Source organism: Chromobacterium vaccinii (assembly GCF_000971335.1).
GTDB classification, from domain to species: Bacteria; Pseudomonadota; Gammaproteobacteria; order Burkholderiales; family Chromobacteriaceae; genus Chromobacterium; species Chromobacterium vaccinii.
In genome coordinates this window covers 41,103-57,422 of record NZ_JZJL01000027.1, presented here as the reverse complement: position 1 = coordinate 57,422, position 16,320 = coordinate 41,103, and the positions used below count along the sequence as shown (strand labels likewise).

21 protein-coding genes are annotated in these 16,320 nt (G+C 65.2%); 11 read left to right on the top strand and 10 right to left on the bottom strand.

The window, feature by feature from the left end; all coding sequences use genetic code 11:
* Nucleotides 1-96: 96 nt before the first annotated feature.
* Both VL52_RS14215 and VL52_RS14210 read right to left on the bottom strand, forming a co-directional pair.
* Nucleotides 97-717 (bottom strand): HAD-IA family hydrolase, encoded by a 621-nt coding sequence (locus VL52_RS14215; RefSeq protein WP_046157625.1) that lies wholly within the window; start codon nt 715-717, stop codon nt 97-99.
* Nucleotides 714-1,523 (bottom strand): PhzF family phenazine biosynthesis protein, encoded by an 810-nt coding sequence (locus VL52_RS14210; protein ID WP_046157624.1) that lies wholly within the window; start codon nt 1,521-1,523, stop codon nt 714-716. The genes VL52_RS14215 and VL52_RS14210 overlap by 4 nt, the downstream gene beginning before the upstream one ends.
* 76 nt (nt 1,524-1,599) lie before the next feature.
* On the opposite strand from VL52_RS14210, the gene VL52_RS14205 reads away from it, so the two are divergent.
* Nucleotides 1,600-2,025, top strand: a complete 426-nt coding sequence (locus VL52_RS14205) for a GNAT family N-acetyltransferase (RefSeq protein WP_046157623.1) — start codon at nt 1,600-1,602, stop codon at nt 2,023-2,025.
* A 24-nt stretch (nt 2,026-2,049) separates the two neighbouring features.
* Here VL52_RS14205 and soxR read toward each other — a convergent pair whose 3' ends face one another.
* Nucleotides 2,050-2,496 (bottom strand): redox-sensitive transcriptional activator SoxR, encoded by a 447-nt coding sequence (gene soxR / locus VL52_RS14200; RefSeq protein WP_021475977.1) that lies wholly within the window; start codon nt 2,494-2,496, stop codon nt 2,050-2,052.
* Between the two features lie 41 nt (nt 2,497-2,537).
* Here soxR and VL52_RS14195 point away from each other — a divergent pair, with 41 nt between their 5' ends.
* Entirely contained in the window at nt 2,538-3,149 is a 612-nt protein-coding gene (locus VL52_RS14195) for a flavodoxin family protein (RefSeq protein ID WP_235429302.1), read from the top strand.
* Nucleotides 3,146-3,550, top strand: coding sequence for a VOC family protein (locus VL52_RS14190; protein ID WP_052729302.1), 405 nt, complete (start codon nt 3,146-3,148; stop codon nt 3,548-3,550). The genes VL52_RS14195 and VL52_RS14190 overlap by 4 nt, the downstream gene beginning before the upstream one ends.
* Nucleotides 3,551-3,679: 129 nt before the next feature.
* On the opposite strand, the gene VL52_RS25575 is transcribed toward VL52_RS14190, so the two are convergent.
* Entirely contained in the window at nt 3,680-3,805 is a 126-nt protein-coding gene (locus tag VL52_RS25575; RefSeq protein ID WP_021475974.1) for a hypothetical protein, read from the bottom strand.
* A 131-nt stretch (nt 3,806-3,936) separates the two neighbouring features.
* Nucleotides 3,937-4,155: a hypothetical protein gene (locus tag VL52_RS14185; RefSeq protein WP_046157622.1), complete on the bottom strand. Its 219-nt coding sequence runs from the start codon at nt 4,153-4,155 to the stop codon at nt 3,937-3,939.
* 97 nt (nt 4,156-4,252) lie between these two features.
* Here VL52_RS14185 and VL52_RS14180 point away from each other — a divergent pair, with 97 nt between their 5' ends.
* Entirely contained in the window at nt 4,253-6,037 is a 1,785-nt protein-coding gene (locus VL52_RS14180; RefSeq protein WP_200896025.1) for an aminopeptidase P family protein, read from the top strand.
* A gap of 70 nt (nt 6,038-6,107) precedes the next feature.
* Nucleotides 6,108-7,001, top strand: coding sequence for a LysR family transcriptional regulator (locus VL52_RS14175; RefSeq protein WP_046157620.1), 894 nt, complete (start codon nt 6,108-6,110; stop codon nt 6,999-7,001).
* A 173-nt stretch (nt 7,002-7,174) separates the two neighbouring features.
* On the opposite strand, the gene VL52_RS14170 is transcribed toward VL52_RS14175, so the two are convergent.
* A complete protein-coding gene (locus VL52_RS14170) occupies nt 7,175-7,834 on the bottom strand; it encodes an ArsR/SmtB family transcription factor (RefSeq protein WP_046157645.1) in 660 nt (219 codons plus the stop codon).
* Nucleotides 7,835-7,931: 97 nt separating this feature from the next.
* Here VL52_RS14170 and VL52_RS14165 point away from each other — a divergent pair, with 97 nt between their 5' ends.
* Both VL52_RS14165 and ampH read left to right on the top strand, forming a co-directional pair.
* A complete protein-coding gene (locus VL52_RS14165; RefSeq protein ID WP_046157619.1) occupies nt 7,932-8,435 on the top strand; it encodes a DUF2938 domain-containing protein in 504 nt (167 codons plus the stop codon).
* Nucleotides 8,436-8,571: 136 nt separating this feature from the next.
* Complete coding sequence (gene ampH, locus VL52_RS14160) at nt 8,572-9,888, top strand: D-alanyl-D-alanine-carboxypeptidase/endopeptidase AmpH (protein ID WP_046157618.1); 1,317 nt, start codon at nt 8,572-8,574, stop codon at nt 9,886-9,888.
* Here ampH and VL52_RS14155 read toward each other — a convergent pair.
* The 4 genes from VL52_RS14155 to VL52_RS24065 all read right to left on the bottom strand — a co-directional run bounded on the left by VL52_RS14155 (nt 9,860) and on the right by VL52_RS24065 (nt 12,513).
* A complete protein-coding gene (locus VL52_RS14155; RefSeq protein ID WP_046157617.1) occupies nt 9,860-10,834 on the bottom strand; it encodes a polysaccharide deacetylase family protein in 975 nt (324 codons plus the stop codon). The two genes, ampH and VL52_RS14155, sit on opposite strands and share 29 nt — an antisense overlap.
* Before the next feature lie 12 nt (nt 10,835-10,846).
* Nucleotides 10,847-11,554, bottom strand: coding sequence for an SDR family oxidoreductase (locus VL52_RS14150; protein WP_046157616.1), 708 nt, complete (start codon nt 11,552-11,554; stop codon nt 10,847-10,849).
* Nucleotides 11,551-12,078, bottom strand: coding sequence for an ester cyclase (locus VL52_RS14145; RefSeq protein WP_021475966.1), 528 nt, complete (start codon nt 12,076-12,078; stop codon nt 11,551-11,553). The genes VL52_RS14150 and VL52_RS14145 overlap by 4 nt, the downstream gene beginning before the upstream one ends.
* A gap of 267 nt (nt 12,079-12,345) precedes the next feature.
* On the bottom strand, nt 12,346-12,513 hold the full coding sequence (locus VL52_RS24065) for a putative motility protein (protein ID WP_021475965.1): 168 nt from the start codon (nt 12,511-12,513) through the stop codon (nt 12,346-12,348).
* A 141-nt stretch (nt 12,514-12,654) separates the two neighbouring features.
* Between VL52_RS24065 and trxB the strand changes: the two genes are divergently transcribed.
* The 4 genes from trxB (at nt 12,655) to VL52_RS14125 (ending at nt 16,251) form a co-directional block, all read left to right on the top strand.
* Nucleotides 12,655-13,608 carry a thioredoxin-disulfide reductase gene (gene trxB, locus VL52_RS14140; protein ID WP_046157615.1) on the top strand — a complete coding sequence of 318 codons (954 nt, stop codon included), beginning with the start codon at nt 12,655-12,657 and terminating at the stop codon, nt 13,606-13,608.
* Nucleotides 13,609-13,626: 18 nt separating this feature from the next.
* Nucleotides 13,627-14,262, top strand: a complete 636-nt coding sequence (locus VL52_RS14135) for a Smr/MutS family protein (protein ID WP_046157614.1) — start codon at nt 13,627-13,629, stop codon at nt 14,260-14,262.
* Between the two features lie 71 nt (nt 14,263-14,333).
* Nucleotides 14,334-14,789: a peroxiredoxin gene (locus tag VL52_RS14130; protein ID WP_046157613.1), complete on the top strand. Its 456-nt coding sequence runs from the start codon at nt 14,334-14,336 to the stop codon at nt 14,787-14,789.
* A gap of 58 nt (nt 14,790-14,847) precedes the next feature.
* Nucleotides 14,848-16,251 (top strand): PhoH family protein, encoded by a 1,404-nt coding sequence (locus VL52_RS14125; protein ID WP_046157612.1) that lies wholly within the window; start codon nt 14,848-14,850, stop codon nt 16,249-16,251.
* The last annotated feature ends 69 nt before the right edge of the window (nt 16,252-16,320 follow it).

The window sequence follows — 16,320 nt, the reverse complement described above, 5'->3', positions numbered from 1 at the left end:
TCTGTGCGCGAACGGCGCATTTGCATCTTACGATATATCTTAAGATGTAAATATGCAATCGGGAAATTCACCACCCTTAGCCAACGCCAGTACGCCTCAAGCCGTAAAAGCTGCGTCCAAACTCTGCCGCAACGCCAGACTCAAGCGCTCTACATCATTGATCTCATCGTCGTGGAAGATTGTCGCCATGCCCATCCGGCCCGCGGTTTCCAAATTGCGACGGCTGTTGTCGATGAACAGGCACTGCTCTGCCCGCAAGCCGCACAATGCCAATGCGTGCCGAAAGATTTCCCCATCCGACTTGTCCGCGCCGATCGCCGCGGATACCACGATGGGATCGAACAACCCATCCAGTCCGTGCAAAGCGCGCAAACAGTCCATCCTGTCCTGTTTGTTGTCGGTAATGATGCCCAATCGGAAACTACCTCGCAGCCGCCACGCCAACGCCAGCACGCCCTCATTCATTGGCGTGCTGCGGAAGGCCTCATCCAGCAAAGCGAAATCGATATCCGCCTCCAGCTCGCGGCATAGATTGGGCCAGATGTCGCGATGGCTGAGCCGTCCAAGCAGCAGCGCGCCGTTGTAGCACTCCATCACTCGATCCACGCGCTCGAATCCCAATCCGGTCGCGTTACCCAGATAACGGTTGGTGGTGTCGGAACCGTATTTATCGGTAGTCAACACCCCGTCGAAATCGAAAAATACTGTCGAAATCATGCGGCCCAGCCCTCAAGCGCGCGGCAGCGGCCGCCCACCTCCACCCACTCGCCGCCGAACCGCGCCCTTAGTTCGCAAGGATTGCCATGCCAATCGCCCTGCCTCAACACCAGCGCCCGACGCAAATGCAAACTCAGCGCCGCGGCGGCCACGCCGGTGGCGGCGTCCTCCAACGCAGGATCAAGGTGATTGAAATTGCGGCCTTGATACACGGCGCCATCCAGTCGGGCATAGGCATAGCAGCCATTGACGCCGGCCTCCCTGCCCCAGGCAACGATGCGGGCCAGGTCAGGCGTCAACCGCCGCAAGCTTTCGGCATTGTCCAACTCAACCAGCAGCTTGGCGCTGCCGGCCGAAACCAGCGCCGGAGCTGAAACCATGGACGTGGGCGGACACCCCAGCGCCTCCGCCAGCCATGCCGTCGATGGGGCATCGGCCGCCACGGCTTGCTCCCGCAGGCGAAACAGGATGGCGTCGCCCTCTTCATCAAGCAGCAAGCGCTGGCCATTGGCGGTGCGCACCGCGGCGGGCAGCTTGCCATCGCGCCGCCGCAGCCACGCGGCGGCGGCCAGCGAGGCATGCAGACACAGCGCGCTGCGTGCATGGGGATAGTAATAATCCAAGGCCGCGGCCTCGTCCGGCTCCACGCCCGGATCGATGAACACGCAAGCCGGCGCATGCAGGCCGCGCGCCATCTCCTGCCGTTGGGCGGCGCTCAAGCGCTCGGCTTCCGGGCCATGACACACCAGCGCCAGATTGCCGCTTTCCGGCCCCCGGCCGAAACAACGGAAAGCATCCCAAGCCAATGCAAAACTCCCTTGCTGATTGCTGCGCGGCAGCGCGCCAATCTAAAATGTCAAAATCATAACCATAATCCAAACCATGCACACGCCTGAAATCGTCATCCAGAACCACATTCCGCCCAACGAGGCCGACATCATCGAGAACGGGCTGAACCGCTATAACGACGACATCGCCGGCTATGCCGACCGCCAGACGCTGGCGGTGCTGGCGCGCGACCCCTTCAGTGGAGAGGTTTTCGGCGGCGCCTACGGCCGCAGCTCGCTCGGCCTGCTGTTTCTGGACCTGTTCCATTTGCCCGAGTCGCTGCGCGGCCGCGGCGTGGGCAGCCAAATACTGACGGCCTTCGAGGATGAAGGACGCCGGCGCGGCTGCCGCCATGCCGTGCTGTACACCATCAGTTTCCAGGCTCCGGGCTTTTACCAAAAACACGGCTGGCAGGTTTTCGGGGAAATCCCCTGCGATCCGCCTGGAACCAGCCGGATTTTCCTGCGCAAAGCGCTGTAGCCCAAGCCGACGCGGCGGCGCGGCTCACGCTTTCTTATCCAGCAAAAAGCGCGGCCCGCTTCCCTTCTCCCCCGCCTCGTCGTCCGGGTTGTACAGCTTGCAGCGCTCCAGAGACAGGCAGCCGCAGCCTATGCAGCTGTCCAGCTGGTCCCGCAGCCGGCATAGCGCGTCTATCCGCGCCTGCAGCAACGGGCGCCAGGCCTGCGAGATCTTGGCCCAGTCGTCGGCCGTCGGCGTGCGCTGCGACGGCAGCTCGGCCAGCGCCGCGCCGATGTCCTGCAGGCTCATGCCCATCGCCTGAGCTACGCGGATGAACGACACCCGGCGTATCGCATCGCGGCGATAGCGCCGGGTCTTGCCCGCCTCGCCCACGCTGTGGATCAGCCCTCTCGCCTCGTAAAACCGCAAGGCGCTGGCCGCCACGCCGGTGCGCTTGGCCAATCGGCCGATGGTGATGGCGCTATCTTCCATATTCGCATTGATTTAAAGTTAACTTTAACTTTGATACTAGCATGGCAATCATTCATTACACGAACGACATGAGCCATATCCAGATCGTCTATTATTCCAGCGGCGACAGCACCCACCGGCTGGCCGAAGCCATCCAGAAAGGCGCGGCCGAATATGGCCACGCCCGCCTGCTGCGCATACTGCCGCAACATATCCAGCACGGCCGCTACCCGATCCAGGCCTTCGCCGACGAGCTGCAGGACGCCAGCGCCATCATCTTCGGCAGTCCCACCTTCATGGGCGGGCCCGCCGCGCAGTTCAAGGCCTTCGCCGACGCCAGCAGCGCCAACTGGTGCCGCCAGGCTTGGGCCGACAAGATCGCCGCCGGCTTCACCATAGGCGGCAACCTGAACGGCGACCAGCAATGCACGCTGGCCTACTTCTCCACGCTGGCCGCCCAGCACGGCATTCTGTGGTGCGGGCTGGAGATCGCCGCCGGCTACAGCCCGGAGGGGCTCAACCGTCTGGGTTGCCAGCTGGGCGCCACCGCGCACAGCCCGGATGGCAAGCTGCACTCGTCCGACCTGGCCACCGCCCGCCATCTGGGCCGGCGCGTCGCCCGGCTGGCCAACCGCATGAGCGCCGCCGCGCTCAAAAAGGAGCAACAGACATGACACCCGACATCCATGGCATAGACCACATCCACGTCTACGCGCGCGACCGCGCCGCCGCCGAAGCCTGGTACCGCCGCGTGTTTGGCCTCATCCGCGTGCCCGAGCTGGAATCCTGGAGCCCCGGCCGCGGCCCGTTGACCGTCGCCAATGCGGCCGGCACGCTCAAGCTGGCGCTGTTCGAACGGCCCGAAGTCGTTCCTGGGGCTGTGATCGCGCTGGGCGTGGATGCCGACGGCTTCCTACAATGGCGCGCCCATCTGCGGAGAGAGCTGGGCACGCAGCCGGAAGCCGTGGACCACGAGCTTTCTTGGTCGATGTATTTCCTCGATCCGGACGGCAACGGCTACGAAATCACCAGCTACGATTACGCGGCCCTGAAGATCGGGCTGGCGCAAGACTGAAGGCCCAATGAAAAACCTCCCGCAGCGCCATGCTCGGGAGGCTTGTCCTCTTGTCCGGCCAAGCGGCCGGAAATATCCGCCCATGCCGGGCGGTCGGGTTCGGCGATGGCGCAGCTCAAGCGCGGCCGGCTAGTGAGGAACGATGACGGGGGCTTCCGGCGCATGCTTCTTCTGATGCTTGGCGGCCCGTTTCTCCTTTGGCGTCATCAACGGCTGTTTCTTCGACTCTTTGCTGGTGTGTCTGGATTTGCTCATGATTCGCTCCTGATTTAGTCGAGCGTCGGCATGACCGACACCGGCCTCAGTATAGTAAGAATCGCCAGGGATGTTAGAAACGCAACAAAAATGCGCGCAACATCTTGCCTTGCATCAAATATCTTGCCAAATCAATAAATGCCATTATCATTCAAATTCACGCCAAACAAAGCTCGCACCGAGCCAAAGGCGGCGACAAAACGACAAAGGAATCCATGATGAAGCATTTTCTGTCCACGCTCGTCCAGCTTTGCAACGTAGCAGGCCGCCCTGGCCACCGCCGCGTCAAGCACCGCTGAGCCACGCTCGGCTCCATAGCCGCCGCGCCGGCGGATGAGCATGCCAGCCATGAGCCGCGCTCATCCACTTGCGCGGCGTTTCCTTTGCTTACAGAATGCATGCAACCACCCTCCCGGAGCCGGCATGAACACTGTAGCAACCCCGCAATTGGACACCATTCCGCAACGCATCGCCTCGCTGCGCGCCGCGATGAAGAACGCCGGCGTCGACGCCTGTCTGGTGCCCTCGTCCGACCCGCATATTTCCGAATACCTGCCCAAGCGCTGGCAGGCGCGCCAATGGCTGTCCGGTTTCACCGGATCGATGGGCACGCTGATCGTCAGCGCCGACTTCGCCGGCGTCTGGGCCGACGGCCGCTACTGGGTCCAGGCCGAGCAGGAACTGGCCGGCACCGGCGTTGAGTTGATGAAAATCGACACCGCCGCCAGCAGCTTGCACCTGCAATGGCTGGCGGACACGCTGAAGCCTGGCCAGACGCTGGCGGTGGACGGCGATGTGCTGGGCCTGGCCGCGGCCAAGGCGCTGCAAGCCGCGCTGGAGCCGCGCGGCGTCGCCCTGCGCACCGACATCGACCTGATCGACGCGATCTACCCCGGCCGCCCGGCGCTGCCCGCCGCCGCCGTCTACCAGCATGACGGCGCCTACGCGCCGGAAAGCCGCGCCGCCAAACTGGCCCGCGTGCGCGAAGCGATGCGCGCGGCCGGCGCCGAGCGCCACTTCATCTCCACGCTGGACGACATCGCCTGGCTGTTCAATCTGCGCGGCGCCGACGTCAGCTACAACCCGGTATTCATCGCCCACGCTCTGGTCGAGGCCGGTTCGGCCACGCTGTTCGTCGCGCCGGGCAAGATAGACGCCGCCCTCGCCGCCCAGTTGGCAGCCGATGGCGTCTGGGTGAGCGATTACGCCGAAGCCAAGCCCGCTCTGTCCGCGTTGCCCGACGGCGCGCTGCTGATCGACCCGCGCCGCGTCACGCTGGGCCTGCGCCAGGCGGTGGCGGACGGCGTCAAGGTGATCGAGGCGATCAACCCCAGCACGCTGATGAAATCGCGCAAGAGCGCGGCCGAAGCCGAGCACGTGCGCCGCGCGATGGAGCAGGACGGCGCGGCGCTGGCCGAGTTCTTCGCCTGGTTCGAAGCCAACGTCAACCAGGCCCGCATCACCGAGCTGACCATAGACGAAGAAATCACCGCCGCCCGCGCGCGCCGCCCGGGCTTCGTCTCGCCCAGCTTCGGCACCATCGCCGGCTTCAACGCCAACGGCGCGCTGCCGCACTATCACGCCACCCCGGAAGCGCACAGCGAGATCAAGGGCGATGGCCTGCTGCTGATCGACTCCGGCGGCCAATACCTGGGCGGCACCACCGACATCACCCGCGTGCTGGCTGTCGGCAGCCCTTCCGCCGAGCAGAAGCGCGACTTCACCCTGGTGCTGAAAGGCACGCTGGCGCTGTCGATGGCCCACTTCCCGCGCGGCACGCTGTCGCCGATGCTGGACGCGCTGGCGCGCGCGCCGCTGTGGCAGCACGACATCGACTTCGGCCACGGCACCGGCCACGGCGTAGGCTATTTCCTCAACGTGCACGAGGGCCCGCAGAGCATCTCGCGCGCCGTGCCGGAACCGCACATGGCGATGCAGGAGGGCATGATCACCTCGATCGAACCGGGCGTGTACCGCGCCGGCCAATGGGGCGTGCGCATCGAAAACCTGGTGCTGAACGTGGCGTCGGAGCAAAACCAGTTCGGCGACTTCCTGAAGTTCGAGACGCTGACGCTGTGCCCGATCGACCGCCGCTGCATCGACCACTCGCTGCTGACCCGGCCGGAGATCGACTGGCTGAACGGCTACCACGCCGAAGTGCGCGCGCGGCTGCTGCCGCTGGTGGACGGCGCGGCGCGCGACTGGCTGCTGGCCAACACCGAAACGCTGTAAACTGCGGCGACACCCGTCGACAGGCCATGCCCCGCGGCATGGCCTGTTTCGTTTTTGCAAGGAAAGATCGATGCCGTTCGACCGCCTGGCCGACCTGCGCCTGTTTCAGGACGCCTCCCTGCTTGGCAGTTTCTCCGCCGCCGGCCGCAAGCACGGCCTGTCCCCCGCGGCCGCCAGCGCCTGCATCCAGCGCATGGAAGCCGCGCTGGGCGCCCGCCTGTTCCAGCGCACCACCCGCCGGCTGCGGCTGACCGAAGCCGGCGAAACCTATCTAACGTACTGCCGGCAGGCGCTGGAGCTGCTGGAGGAAGGCGAGCACCGGCTGCAGCAGGAACAGCGGGAGCTGAGCGGCGTGATCCGCCTGTCCGCGCCGTCCGACCTGGGCCGCAACCAGTTGCTGGGCTGCCTGGACCGCTTCGGCGCCGAACACCCCGCCGTGCATTTCTCGCTGTCGCTCAGCGACACGCCGGCCGACCTGATCGGCGACGACATCGACCTCGCCATCCGCTATGGCCAGCCCGCGGACAGCAGCCTGGTGGCTCGGCAGCTGGCCGCCAGCCGCCGCGTGGTCTGCGCCGCGCCGGCGCTGCTGGAAAGGCTGGGCATGCCCAGCCACCCTCAGGATCTGGCCGCGCTTCCCACCCTGACGCTGATGACCGGCCACGGGCCGATGAACGAATGGCGCTATCGAGACATGGGGGAGGCCAGAACGCTGCGGCTGGTGCGCGCGCGCCAGAGCAACGACGGCGAGGTGCTGCGCCGCTGGGCGGTGCAGGGCCTCGGCTTCGCCTATAAGTCGCAGCTGGACATCGCCGCCGATCTCGCCGCCGGCCGGCTGGCGACAGTGCTGGACGACTACTTCACCGAGCCCGCGCCGCTGCATCTGCTCTACCCCGGCCATCGCCTGCAGCCGGCGCGGATACGGCGACTGGTCGACTTCCTGTTGGCGGAATTCTCACGATAAGGCCAAGTTACGGGCATGAGGCCGTCGCGCCGCAAGCGCTCGTGAATGTCAGGCCAGCGTGCTGGGGCGCAATCTCGGGACGCGCAATCTAGCCGATATCGCCGAACGCGGCCCCAGGACTGATGGGTTGAGAGCCATAATAACTAGGCCGGCCGCAGGGCCGCCGAGCGCGCCTAACCGCGCTCCACGGCCAAGCCCGCGGCCTTCCAGTCCGGATAACCGTCCATCAACCGTCGCGCCGGCCGCCCAGCAGCCCGCAGCATCGCCACTGCCTGCGCCGACAGCGCGCAATACGGCCCGCGGCAGTAGGCAACAATCTCCAGCGCCGGCGGAAGCTCGGCCAACCGGCGCTCCAGCTGCTCCAGCGGCAGGCTCATGGCGCCGGGCAGATGCCCCTGGAGATACTCTTCTCGCGGACGCACATCCAGCAGCAACACGTCGCCATCGCGCAATCGCGCCAACAAGGCCTCGCGTGACATGCCCTCCGCGCCGCCGGCCAAGCCGGCGGCCAGCCGTCCCAATTCCGCCCGCCGATGCTCCACGCATTGACGCAGCGCCGCCAGCAATGGGATCACCGGCCCCTCGCCCAGCCGATATCGCACATGCTTGCCGTCCCGGCGCGACAGCACGAAGCCGGCGCGCTTGAGTTGCTGCAGATGCTGCGAGGCGTTGGCCACGCTCAAGCCCGCCTGCTCGGCCAAAGCTTCCACGCTCCACTCCCCCTGCGCCGCCAGCTCAAGCAGCAGCAAGCGATGCGGGCTGCCCAGCGTACGCGCCAGCTCGGCGAATTCATCCAGCGCGCCATGCCTCGCCACATCCAAGCCCATTGACATCTCCGCCTCCATCGCATCATCATTCAATCAATAAATTGAATGATAGTTTATCAAAACTTAGACTCACCTGCGAATCGAGACAAGAAAGGCATTCCCAATGGACAAGGCATGGCAATCGCTGCTGCCCTACGCGGCGGCGCTGGGCATAGGGGCGACCCTGATCATGGATGCGTGGGCGCTGTTGCTGAAACGCGGCTTCGGCATTCCATCGCTGGATTACGCGATGGTCGGCCGCTGGCTGGGCCACCTGCCGCGCGGCCATTTCCGCCATGACGGCATCGGCCGCTCCGCCCCCATCCCCGGCGAAAAAGCGCTGGGCTGGGCTGTGCACTATTTGATCGGCATGCTGTTCGCCTACTTGCTGCTGGCGCTGTGCGGCCCGGCCTGGCTGGCCCGGCCCACGCTGCTCCCGGCGCTGGCTTTCGGCCTGCTAAGCGTGGCCGCGCCCTTCCTGATTCTGCAACCGGGAATGGGGGCCGGCATCGCAGCCCGCAACACGCCCAACCCCAAGGCCGCCAGGCTTCGCAGCCTGTCCGCGCACGCGGCGTTCGGCCTGGGTTTGTATCTCGCGGCGCAGTCTTTGGCGATCTTGCGTTTTTGACGCCGAAAAATCGCTCCGCAACCTCCGGTTAGCAGGTATTAGCAATCTTTCCGTACCGTTCGGGCCAAACCGGCAATACAATGCAGCGCAAAGATTCATCGGCGCCGTCCGCGCCCAACAGCAACACGGAACAACAATGAGAATTTTCCCTCTGCTAAGCCTCGGCCTGCCCCTGCTTTCCACCCTGGCCCAGGCCGCCGCGCAACCGGCCGAATCCCCGATAGACCGTTACGGCCAGCAGATTTTCAAGAACAGCAGGGCCATCGGCATGACCATGGTGGTCATCGACAAGAATCAAACCCAGATGCGCTTCTACGGCGAGACCCGGTCCGGCAGCCGGCAGACGCCGGACGCCGATTCGCTGCTCCGCATCGCCAGCATCAGCAAGGCCATGACCGGCGAAGTGTTGAGCGCGCTGACCCTGGACAGAAAAGTGAAGCTGGACGACCCGCTGCAGAAATACGCGCCGGCCGGCGTGGCGCTGCCGTCGGCGGGACAATCGATCACCCTGCTCAACCTCGCCACCCACACCAGCGGCGTGCCGCGCGAAATGCCGGGCGAAAAGCCCAAGGACACGCCGGTTTTCGTCTGGCCCAATGTCCAGCAACGCTGGAGCTGGCTGTCCGGCACCAAGAACAAGCTTGCGCCCGGACAGCGCGCCCAGTATTCCAACCTCGGCTTCGACCTGCTGGCCGACGCGCTGTCCCGCGCCTCCGGCAAGCCCTATCCGGTCCTATTCCGGGAAAAAATCACTGTCCCGCTGGGCATGAAGGACACCACCTTCAGCCCCAGTCCCGCCCAGTGCGCGCGGCTGATGGAAGGCTACGGCGCCAGCCCCTGCGTGGACACCACGGCGGCGATAGGCAGCGGCGGGATTTATTCCACTCCCCGCGACATGCAGCGCTGGCTGCAGGAGCTGCTCCACCCGCAGAACGAGGCCCGCCGCCAGTTGCGCGACCAGACGCTGCGCATGCATTTGCAGCGCGCCGACCTGAGCAGCCTGCGCGGCATGGACGTGGCCGGCCAGGCGGACCAGCTGGGCCTGGCGTGGATACGGATGGAGCCCAGCCCCAACTCGCCGGAAATCATCCAGAAAACGGCGGGCGGCGGCGGCTTCCTGGGCTACGCGGCGCTGGCGCCGCGCAACGACGTCGCGGTATGGGTGGGCCTCACCCGCAGCGGCGGCACCCACTACCAGCATCTGAGCAACGGCGTGAACAAGCTGGTGGCCGAACTGAGCGGCTACAAGCCGGTTGCCGCGCCAATGCCCAAACCCACGTTGGCCAAAGGCAAGGCCGCCCGCGGCAAGGCGGCGATCGCCCAGGCGGCTCCGGCCAAGCCGCGCGCGAAAAAGGCCGCGCGGAAAGCCGCCGGCCCCAAGACTGCCGTCGCGAAGAACGGCGCCAAGAAGAAAACCCACTTGGTCAAGACGTCGGCACACCGGGCGCAGTGAGCGCGAAGCGCGCGATCTCGTCCTTGCGCATGAAGCGCACGCCGGGATGGCCCTGCGCGTAGCGGATGAAGGTCTCCAGCGCCTTCACCCGCGCCGGCGTGCCGGAGATGCGGTCGTGGGTGCTGATCGACATCATCCTGCGGCGATGGCCGGCCTCCTGGTACAGCAGGTCGAACTCGGCCTTCAGGTCAGCCAGATAGGCATCCGCGGTCAATGCCGGCGAGTCGTAACGGACGATATCATTGTTGCGCAGCGTGTACGGCACCACCATGAACGGCTTGCCGTTCACCGGCACCGTGAACGGCTCGTCGCGGCTGATGTCGTCGATGTGGTAGACGAAGCCCAGCTCTTGCAGGATGCCCAGCGTGTTGGGCGTGCCGCGCAGCCAGAAGGCGTTGAAGCCGATCGGCCGCGTGCCGGTGGCGCGCTCGATGCTGGCGATGCTGGCCTGGTAGCCAGCCCGCTCCTGTTCCGGCGTCATCGAATACTGCGGCTCCCAGGTCTGGCCGTGGCCGGCCGCTTCATGGCCGCGCTCGACGATCTCGCGCGCCAGCCGCGGATTGCGGTCCACCGCCTGGCCCACCATGTGCGAGGTGATCTTGACGCCGGTGCGGTCCCACAGGTCCAGCATGCGCGGGATGCCCTCCTTCACGCCATAGTCGTACCAGGTCTGCATCGGCAGATCCGGATACTTCGGATCCAGCGGCGGAAACGGCCCGCCGGCGCCGCGCTCCGGCTGCGCGCCGGCCTCGAACTGCATGGAGATGGAAATCACCAACCGGGTGTCTCCCGGCCAGAATCCGGTTTGCTCATGCTTGTTTTGCGTCATTTTTCCTGTCCTTCCCTTTGCCGCCCAGGCCTGCCCTTGCCCCATGGCCAGGCTCGCGCCTCCGGCCGTGGCGCTGGCCAGAAACTGGCGGCGGTTGATTGCTAGCGTTCTCTTCATCGCGTCCTCCGGCTACAGCAAACCGCCGCCATCCACATCCAGCACCGCGCCGGTGAGGAAGGCATTGCCCATCGCGAACAGATAAGCTTGGGCCAAATCCTGCGGCCTGCCCACCCTGCCCAGCGGCAGCCCGGACGCGATCCGCGCCATCGCCGCCCCGCGCCCTTCCGCGCCGGGCTCGCCCCACAGCTCGGTGTCCACCACGCCGGGACTCACCGCGTTGACCCGGCGCGGAGCCAGCTCCTTGGCCAGATTCCTGGCCGCTGCCTCCAGCGCCGCGTTGACCGTGCTCTTGAGCAAGCCGCCGGCGCTGTATTTGCGCGACAGCAGGCCTGACGTGAAAGTGATGGAGGCATCCGCGGCCAAGTAAGGCAAGGCCTGCTGCGCCGCCAGAAGATTGCCGAACAACTTCACCTCGAAGGTCTGGCGCAGATCGTCGCCCGTCATGTCCTCCAACCTCGGCGAGCCGACCCGCGCGCCGGCGGTCAGAATCAGATGGTCGATGCGGCCGATGCCGGCGAAGGCGTTGCGCAGGCTGTGCAGATCAGTGACGTCGGCCCGCAGGCTCTGCCAGGGGCCGGGCTGGGCGACGGAACGGCCCAGCACGTAAACCTGGGCGCCGGCGTCAGCCGCGGCCTGCGCCACAGCCCGCCCGATGCCGGAGGTGCCGCCCAGAACCGCCACCGTTTTTTGCCGCAGAAAATCCGTGGCCGCGCTCATGGCTTCAGCGCTCCCAATTGCTTCAACAGGGTCAGGTTGTCTTCCAGATGCCAGTTCTCGGCGATGCGGCCGTTTTTCACCCGGTAGAGGTCGAAAGCCTGGAAATCCACCGCCTGGCCTGCGCCCTGGACATCGCCGAACTTGCCGCTGAAATGGCCGGTGAAATGCAGGCGCAGCGCCACCCGGTCGGCGGCCAGCACCATATCGGTGACTTCCACCTTCAGATCCGGCACGGCGGCGCGGAAGGTTTGCGAAGCCTGCAACGGCCCGGCCGTACCCTGGCGCCGCCCCTCGGGCAGCGTGCGGTCGAGAAAGTCCGGGTCCAGCGCCAGCTCGGCGTAGCGCGGATCGCCGGTGTTCCAGAAGGCGGCGTAACGCAAGGCCGCCAGTTTCACCGCGGCGGCATTTCCGCCGTTGCGTTCGGAAAACACCCGCGCCGGTTGCGGCAACGCATCGGCGGCCATCGCGGCGCAGGAAACGAACGCCAGCAGGCTGGCGCTTATCAGATTGGGAAGACGGTTCATATCGGCTCCTGGTTGCTGGTTTGCTTGGGAGTCGATTATTGTCCTGCCAGGCCCAATTGATAATTAGCCTGAAGATTGGATGATTTTACAGTTTAATTTGAAAATAATCCCAAACCAAAGCAAGGAGCCGCACAAGCCGGCAGTGACGGCCAAAGCCGCGGCGCGGCGCCACGCCCGAAGAAAAGACCCGCCAGCATGCCGTGCTCCATCAAACCGGGGACAATAAAAAAGCGACCCGAAGGTCGCTTTTTCGCACGCTGCGCCTGCTCAGGCGCGCACGTCGAGATTTTGTCCCAGATGGGCGGGATTGGAAGCCTGGATCTGCTGCGCGGACTGTTCCGCGCCCTGCAGCAGGGTCATGGCCGCCTGCGATTGCGCCTGCATCGCCTTTTTCAGCACCAGAGCCTGCGCATTGGTGCTGACATTCGCGCTCACTTGACTTAATCCATCCATACCCCAACCTCCACGTTTGACATGCTGCCATTGCTTGCAGTGTAGCGGCCCGCAGGCCTGCTGTCACAACAAAACTGCTAGAATGTCAGCCAATCCACCCCTTTTGACGACAGGAAAACACACATGAGCGCACCCCGTCACAGCCCTCTGCTGATTCTTGGCTCCGGCCCGGCCGGCTACACCGCAGCGGTCTACGCCGCCCGCGCCAACCTGAAGCCGGTAATCATCACCGGCATGGCCCAGGGCGGCCAGCTGATGACCACCACCGACGTGGATAACTGGCCTGCCGACGCGGAAGGCGTGCAGGGGCCGGAGCTGATGCAGCGCTTCCAGCAGCACGCCGAGCGCTTCGGCACTGAAATCCTGTTCGACCACATCCACACCACCCACCTGAGCGAGAAGCCGATCCGCCTGGTGGGCGACGCAGGCGAATACACCTGCGACGCGCTGATCATCGCCACCGGCGCTTCCGCCCAATACCTGGGCCTGCCGTCCGAAGAAGCTTTCTCCGGCAAGGGCGTGTCCGCCTGCGCCACTTGCGACGGCTTCTTCTACCGCAACCAGGACGTGGCGGTGGTCGGCGGCGGCAACACCGCGGTCGAAGAAGCGCTGTACCTGGCCAACATCGCCAAGCACGTCACCCTGATCCACCGCCGCGACACCTTCCGCGCCGAGAAAATCCTGGTCGACAAGCTGATGAGCCGCGTCTCCGAGGGCAAGATCAGCCTGAAGCTGAATGCCACGCTGGACGAAGTGCTGGGCGACAACACCGGCGTGACCGGCGTGCGAGTGAAGCTGAACGACGGCGCCAGCGAAAACCTGGCGCTGACCGGCGTCTTCATCGCCATCGGCCACAAGCCCAACACCGACATCTTCAAGGGCCAGCTGGAAATGGACGCCACCGGCTACCTGATCACCAAGGGCGGCCGCGACGGCAACGCCACCCTGACCAGCATTGACGGCGTTTTCGCCGCCGGCGACGTGCAAGACCACATCTACCGCCAGGCAGTGACCAGCGCCGCCTCCGGCTGCCAGGCCGCCCTGGACGCCGAGCGCTATCTCGACAGCCTGAAGTAAGCGCCGGAACCCTGCATCATGAAGACCTTCAAGGACACTCTGAAGGGCCTTCGCCAGACGCTGCGCCAGGCCGCCCCGCCGCGGACGGCCTTGCCGCAGCCTGCAGTGCCCGAGGAGGCGGATTTCCGCCAGTCGGTCGGCAAGGTCAAGCCGCTAAAGCCTGACGACCGCCACCACCCTCAGCCTCCCAAGCCCAGTCCCCGTCCGCGCAAGCCCAGCCAGGGCCCGGCGCTGCACGCGGCCGCCTGCCAGGAAATCCTGCAGCATCAGATAGGCTGGTTCGAACCCACCCACCAGTTGCAGCAGTACGCCCGCCCCGGCATGCCGTCCGCCACGCTGAAACGGCTGCGCCAGGGCAACTGGCCGGTTTGCGCCCAGCTGGACCTGCACGGCTACACCCGCCATCAGGCGCAGGACGCGCTGGCGCTGTTCATCCACCGCGCCCGCCACCGCGGCCAATGCGTGAAAGTGATCCACGGCAAGGGATTCGGCTCGCCGCAGGGAGAGCCGGTGCTGAAAAAACTGGTGCGCAGCTGGCTGCAGCACCACCCCGACGTGCTGGCTTTCTGCGAGGCGGAAACCGGCGGCGCGGGCGGCTCGCTGCTGGTGCTTTTGCGCCGGCCCGCGCCCGGAGAAATCCATGACGAAGGATAACGTGACAACCGCAAGGATAATCCGCTAAGCTCCAAACAAGGCGGACCCCTGCACACTACCAGGAGTTATGCATGACAGGCACACCCTGCCCCGACTTCACCCTGCCCGGCACCGCCGGCGCCGATTTTCAGCTCTCCTCCAGCCGCAAGCCGCTGGTGATCTACTTCTACCCCAAAGACAACACGCCCGGCTGCACCAATGAAAGCATGGCTTTCCGCGACCTCCATCCGGAATTCGCCGCGCTGGGCGCCGAAATCGTCGGCATCTCCCGCGACAGCCTGAAGTCCCACCACAACTTCAAGGCCAAGCTGGAGCTGCCGTTCGAGCTGCTGTCCGACGCCGAGGAAACCGCCTGCGGCCTATTCGGCGTCATCAAGATGAAAAACATGTACGGCAAACAAGTGCGGGGCATCGAGCGCAGCACTTTCGTCATCGATGCCTCCGGCAAAGTGTCGCGCGAATGGCGCGGCGTGAAAGTGCCCGGTCACGCAGAGGAGGTGCTGGCGTACGTCAAGACGTTGAAGTAGCAAGCCGTAGCCGCCCGGCCGACCGGCCGGGCCAGAACATGAACAAGGGGACCACATCATGGCCGGCCGTAAAAAGACCACCGCGTGCAAACTGTTCGTACTGGATACCAACGTACTGTTGCACGACCCCACCTGTCTGTACCGCTTTGAAGAACACGATGTGTTCATCCCCATCATCACGCTGGAAGAACTGGACACCCACAAGAAGGGCATGTCCGAAGTGGCGCGCAACGCCCGCCAGGCCAGCCGCTTCCTCGACGACATCATCAGCGGCAAAGAACTGGACATTTCCGAAGGCATCCCCCTTAAGCATGCCAGCCGCGACGCCGCCAGCGGCAAGCTGATCCTGCAGACCCAGGCCATCAACGGCACTCTCCCCTCGTCGCTGCCCATGGGCAAGGCCGACAACCAGATTCTCGGCATCGTGATGGCGCTGAAGGAGCACTACCAGGGCCGCGCCGTCATCCTGGTGTCCAAAGACATCAACATGCGCATCAAGGCCCGCGCGCTGGGCCTGGAAGCCGAAGACTACTTCAACGACAAGGTGCTGGAAGACACCGACGTGCTGTACACCGGCACGCGCGAGATCGAGCAGATATTCTGGGAACGCAACAGCAAGGACATGAAGTCTTGGCAAGACCACGGCCGCAGCTACTATCAGCTGGCCGGACCGGACTGCAACGGGCTCTACGTCAACCAGCTGCTATGGCAGGAGGGCGAAAAACCGTTCCAGGCGCGGGTCATCAAGGTGGAAGGCAAGACCGCGGTCCTGGAAACGCTGAAAGACTACAGCCACAACAAGAACAACGTCTGGGGCATCACCGCGCGCAACCGCGAACAGAACTTCGCGCTGAACATGCTGATGGACCCCAATGTCGACTTCATCACCCTGCTGGGCCAGGCCGGCACCGGCAAGACGCTGCTGACGCTGGCGGCGGGGCTGGCGATGACGTTGGAGCAGAAAATCTACAGCGAGATCATCATGACCCGCGTCACCGTGCCGGTGGGCGAGGACATCGGCTTCCTGCCCGGCACCGAGGAGGAAAAGATGGCGCCGTGGATGGGCGCGCTGGAGGACAACCTTGACGTGCTGAACAAGAGCGACGACGACGGCGGCGATTGGGGCCGCGCCGCCACCCGCGACCTGATCCGCAGCCGCATCAAGGTGAAAAGCCTTAACTTCATGCGCGGCCGCACCTTCCTCAACAAGTACCTGATCATCGACGAGGCGCAGAACCTGACGCCGAAGCAGATGAAGACGCTGATCACCCGCGCCGGCCCCGGCACCAAGGTGGTCTGCCTGGGCAATGTCAGCCAGATCGACACGCCTTACCTCACCGAAGGCAGTTCCGGCCTGACCTACGTGGTGGACCGCTTCAAGGGCTGGGGCCACTCGGCCCACATCACGCTGCAGCGCGGCGAGCGCTCGCGGCTGGCCGACTACGCCGGCGAAGTGCTGTAAGCGCAAGGGGCGCGGCGAGCTCTTCCGCCCGCCGCGCCCCGAATGGCGAAACGGCGTCCGCCTCGCCGC

Coding starts and splice junctions, on each gene's coding strand:
- VL52_RS14215 (WP_046157625.1), bottom strand. CDS start 717: ATGATTTCGACAGTATTTTTCGATTTCGACGGGGTGTTGACTACCGAT.
- VL52_RS14205 (WP_046157623.1), top strand. CDS start 1,600: ATGCACACGCCTGAAATCGTCATCCAGAACCACATTCCGCCCAACGAG.
- soxR (WP_021475977.1), bottom strand. CDS start 2,496: ATGGAAGATAGCGCCATCACCATCGGCCGATTGGCCAAGCGCACCGGC.
- VL52_RS14195 (WP_235429302.1), top strand. CDS start 2,538: ATGGCAATCATTCATTACACGAACGACATGAGCCATATCCAGATCGTC.
- VL52_RS14190 (WP_052729302.1), top strand. CDS start 3,146: ATGACACCCGACATCCATGGCATAGACCACATCCACGTCTACGCGCGC.
- VL52_RS25575 (WP_021475974.1), bottom strand. CDS start 3,805: ATGAGCAAATCCAGACACACCAGCAAAGAGTCGAAGAAACAGCCGTTG.
- VL52_RS14185 (WP_046157622.1), bottom strand. CDS start 4,155: ATGGCTGGCATGCTCATCCGCCGGCGCGGCGGCTATGGAGCCGAGCGT.
- VL52_RS14175 (WP_046157620.1), top strand. CDS start 6,108: ATGCCGTTCGACCGCCTGGCCGACCTGCGCCTGTTTCAGGACGCCTCC.
- VL52_RS14170 (WP_046157645.1), bottom strand. CDS start 7,834: ATGTCAATGGGCTTGGATGTGGCGAGGCATGGCGCGCTGGATGAATTC.
- VL52_RS14165 (WP_046157619.1), top strand. CDS start 7,932: ATGGACAAGGCATGGCAATCGCTGCTGCCCTACGCGGCGGCGCTGGGC.
- ampH (WP_046157618.1), top strand. CDS start 8,572: ATGAGAATTTTCCCTCTGCTAAGCCTCGGCCTGCCCCTGCTTTCCACC.
- VL52_RS14155 (WP_046157617.1), bottom strand. CDS start 10,834: ATGAAGAGAACGCTAGCAATCAACCGCCGCCAGTTTCTGGCCAGCGCC.
- VL52_RS14150 (WP_046157616.1), bottom strand. CDS start 11,554: ATGAGCGCGGCCACGGATTTTCTGCGGCAAAAAACGGTGGCGGTTCTG.
- VL52_RS14145 (WP_021475966.1), bottom strand. CDS start 12,078: ATGAACCGTCTTCCCAATCTGATAAGCGCCAGCCTGCTGGCGTTCGTT.
- trxB (WP_046157615.1), top strand. CDS start 12,655: ATGAGCGCACCCCGTCACAGCCCTCTGCTGATTCTTGGCTCCGGCCCG.
- VL52_RS14135 (WP_046157614.1), top strand. CDS start 13,627: ATGAAGACCTTCAAGGACACTCTGAAGGGCCTTCGCCAGACGCTGCGC.
- VL52_RS14130 (WP_046157613.1), top strand. CDS start 14,334: ATGACAGGCACACCCTGCCCCGACTTCACCCTGCCCGGCACCGCCGGC.
- VL52_RS14125 (WP_046157612.1), top strand. CDS start 14,848: ATGGCCGGCCGTAAAAAGACCACCGCGTGCAAACTGTTCGTACTGGAT.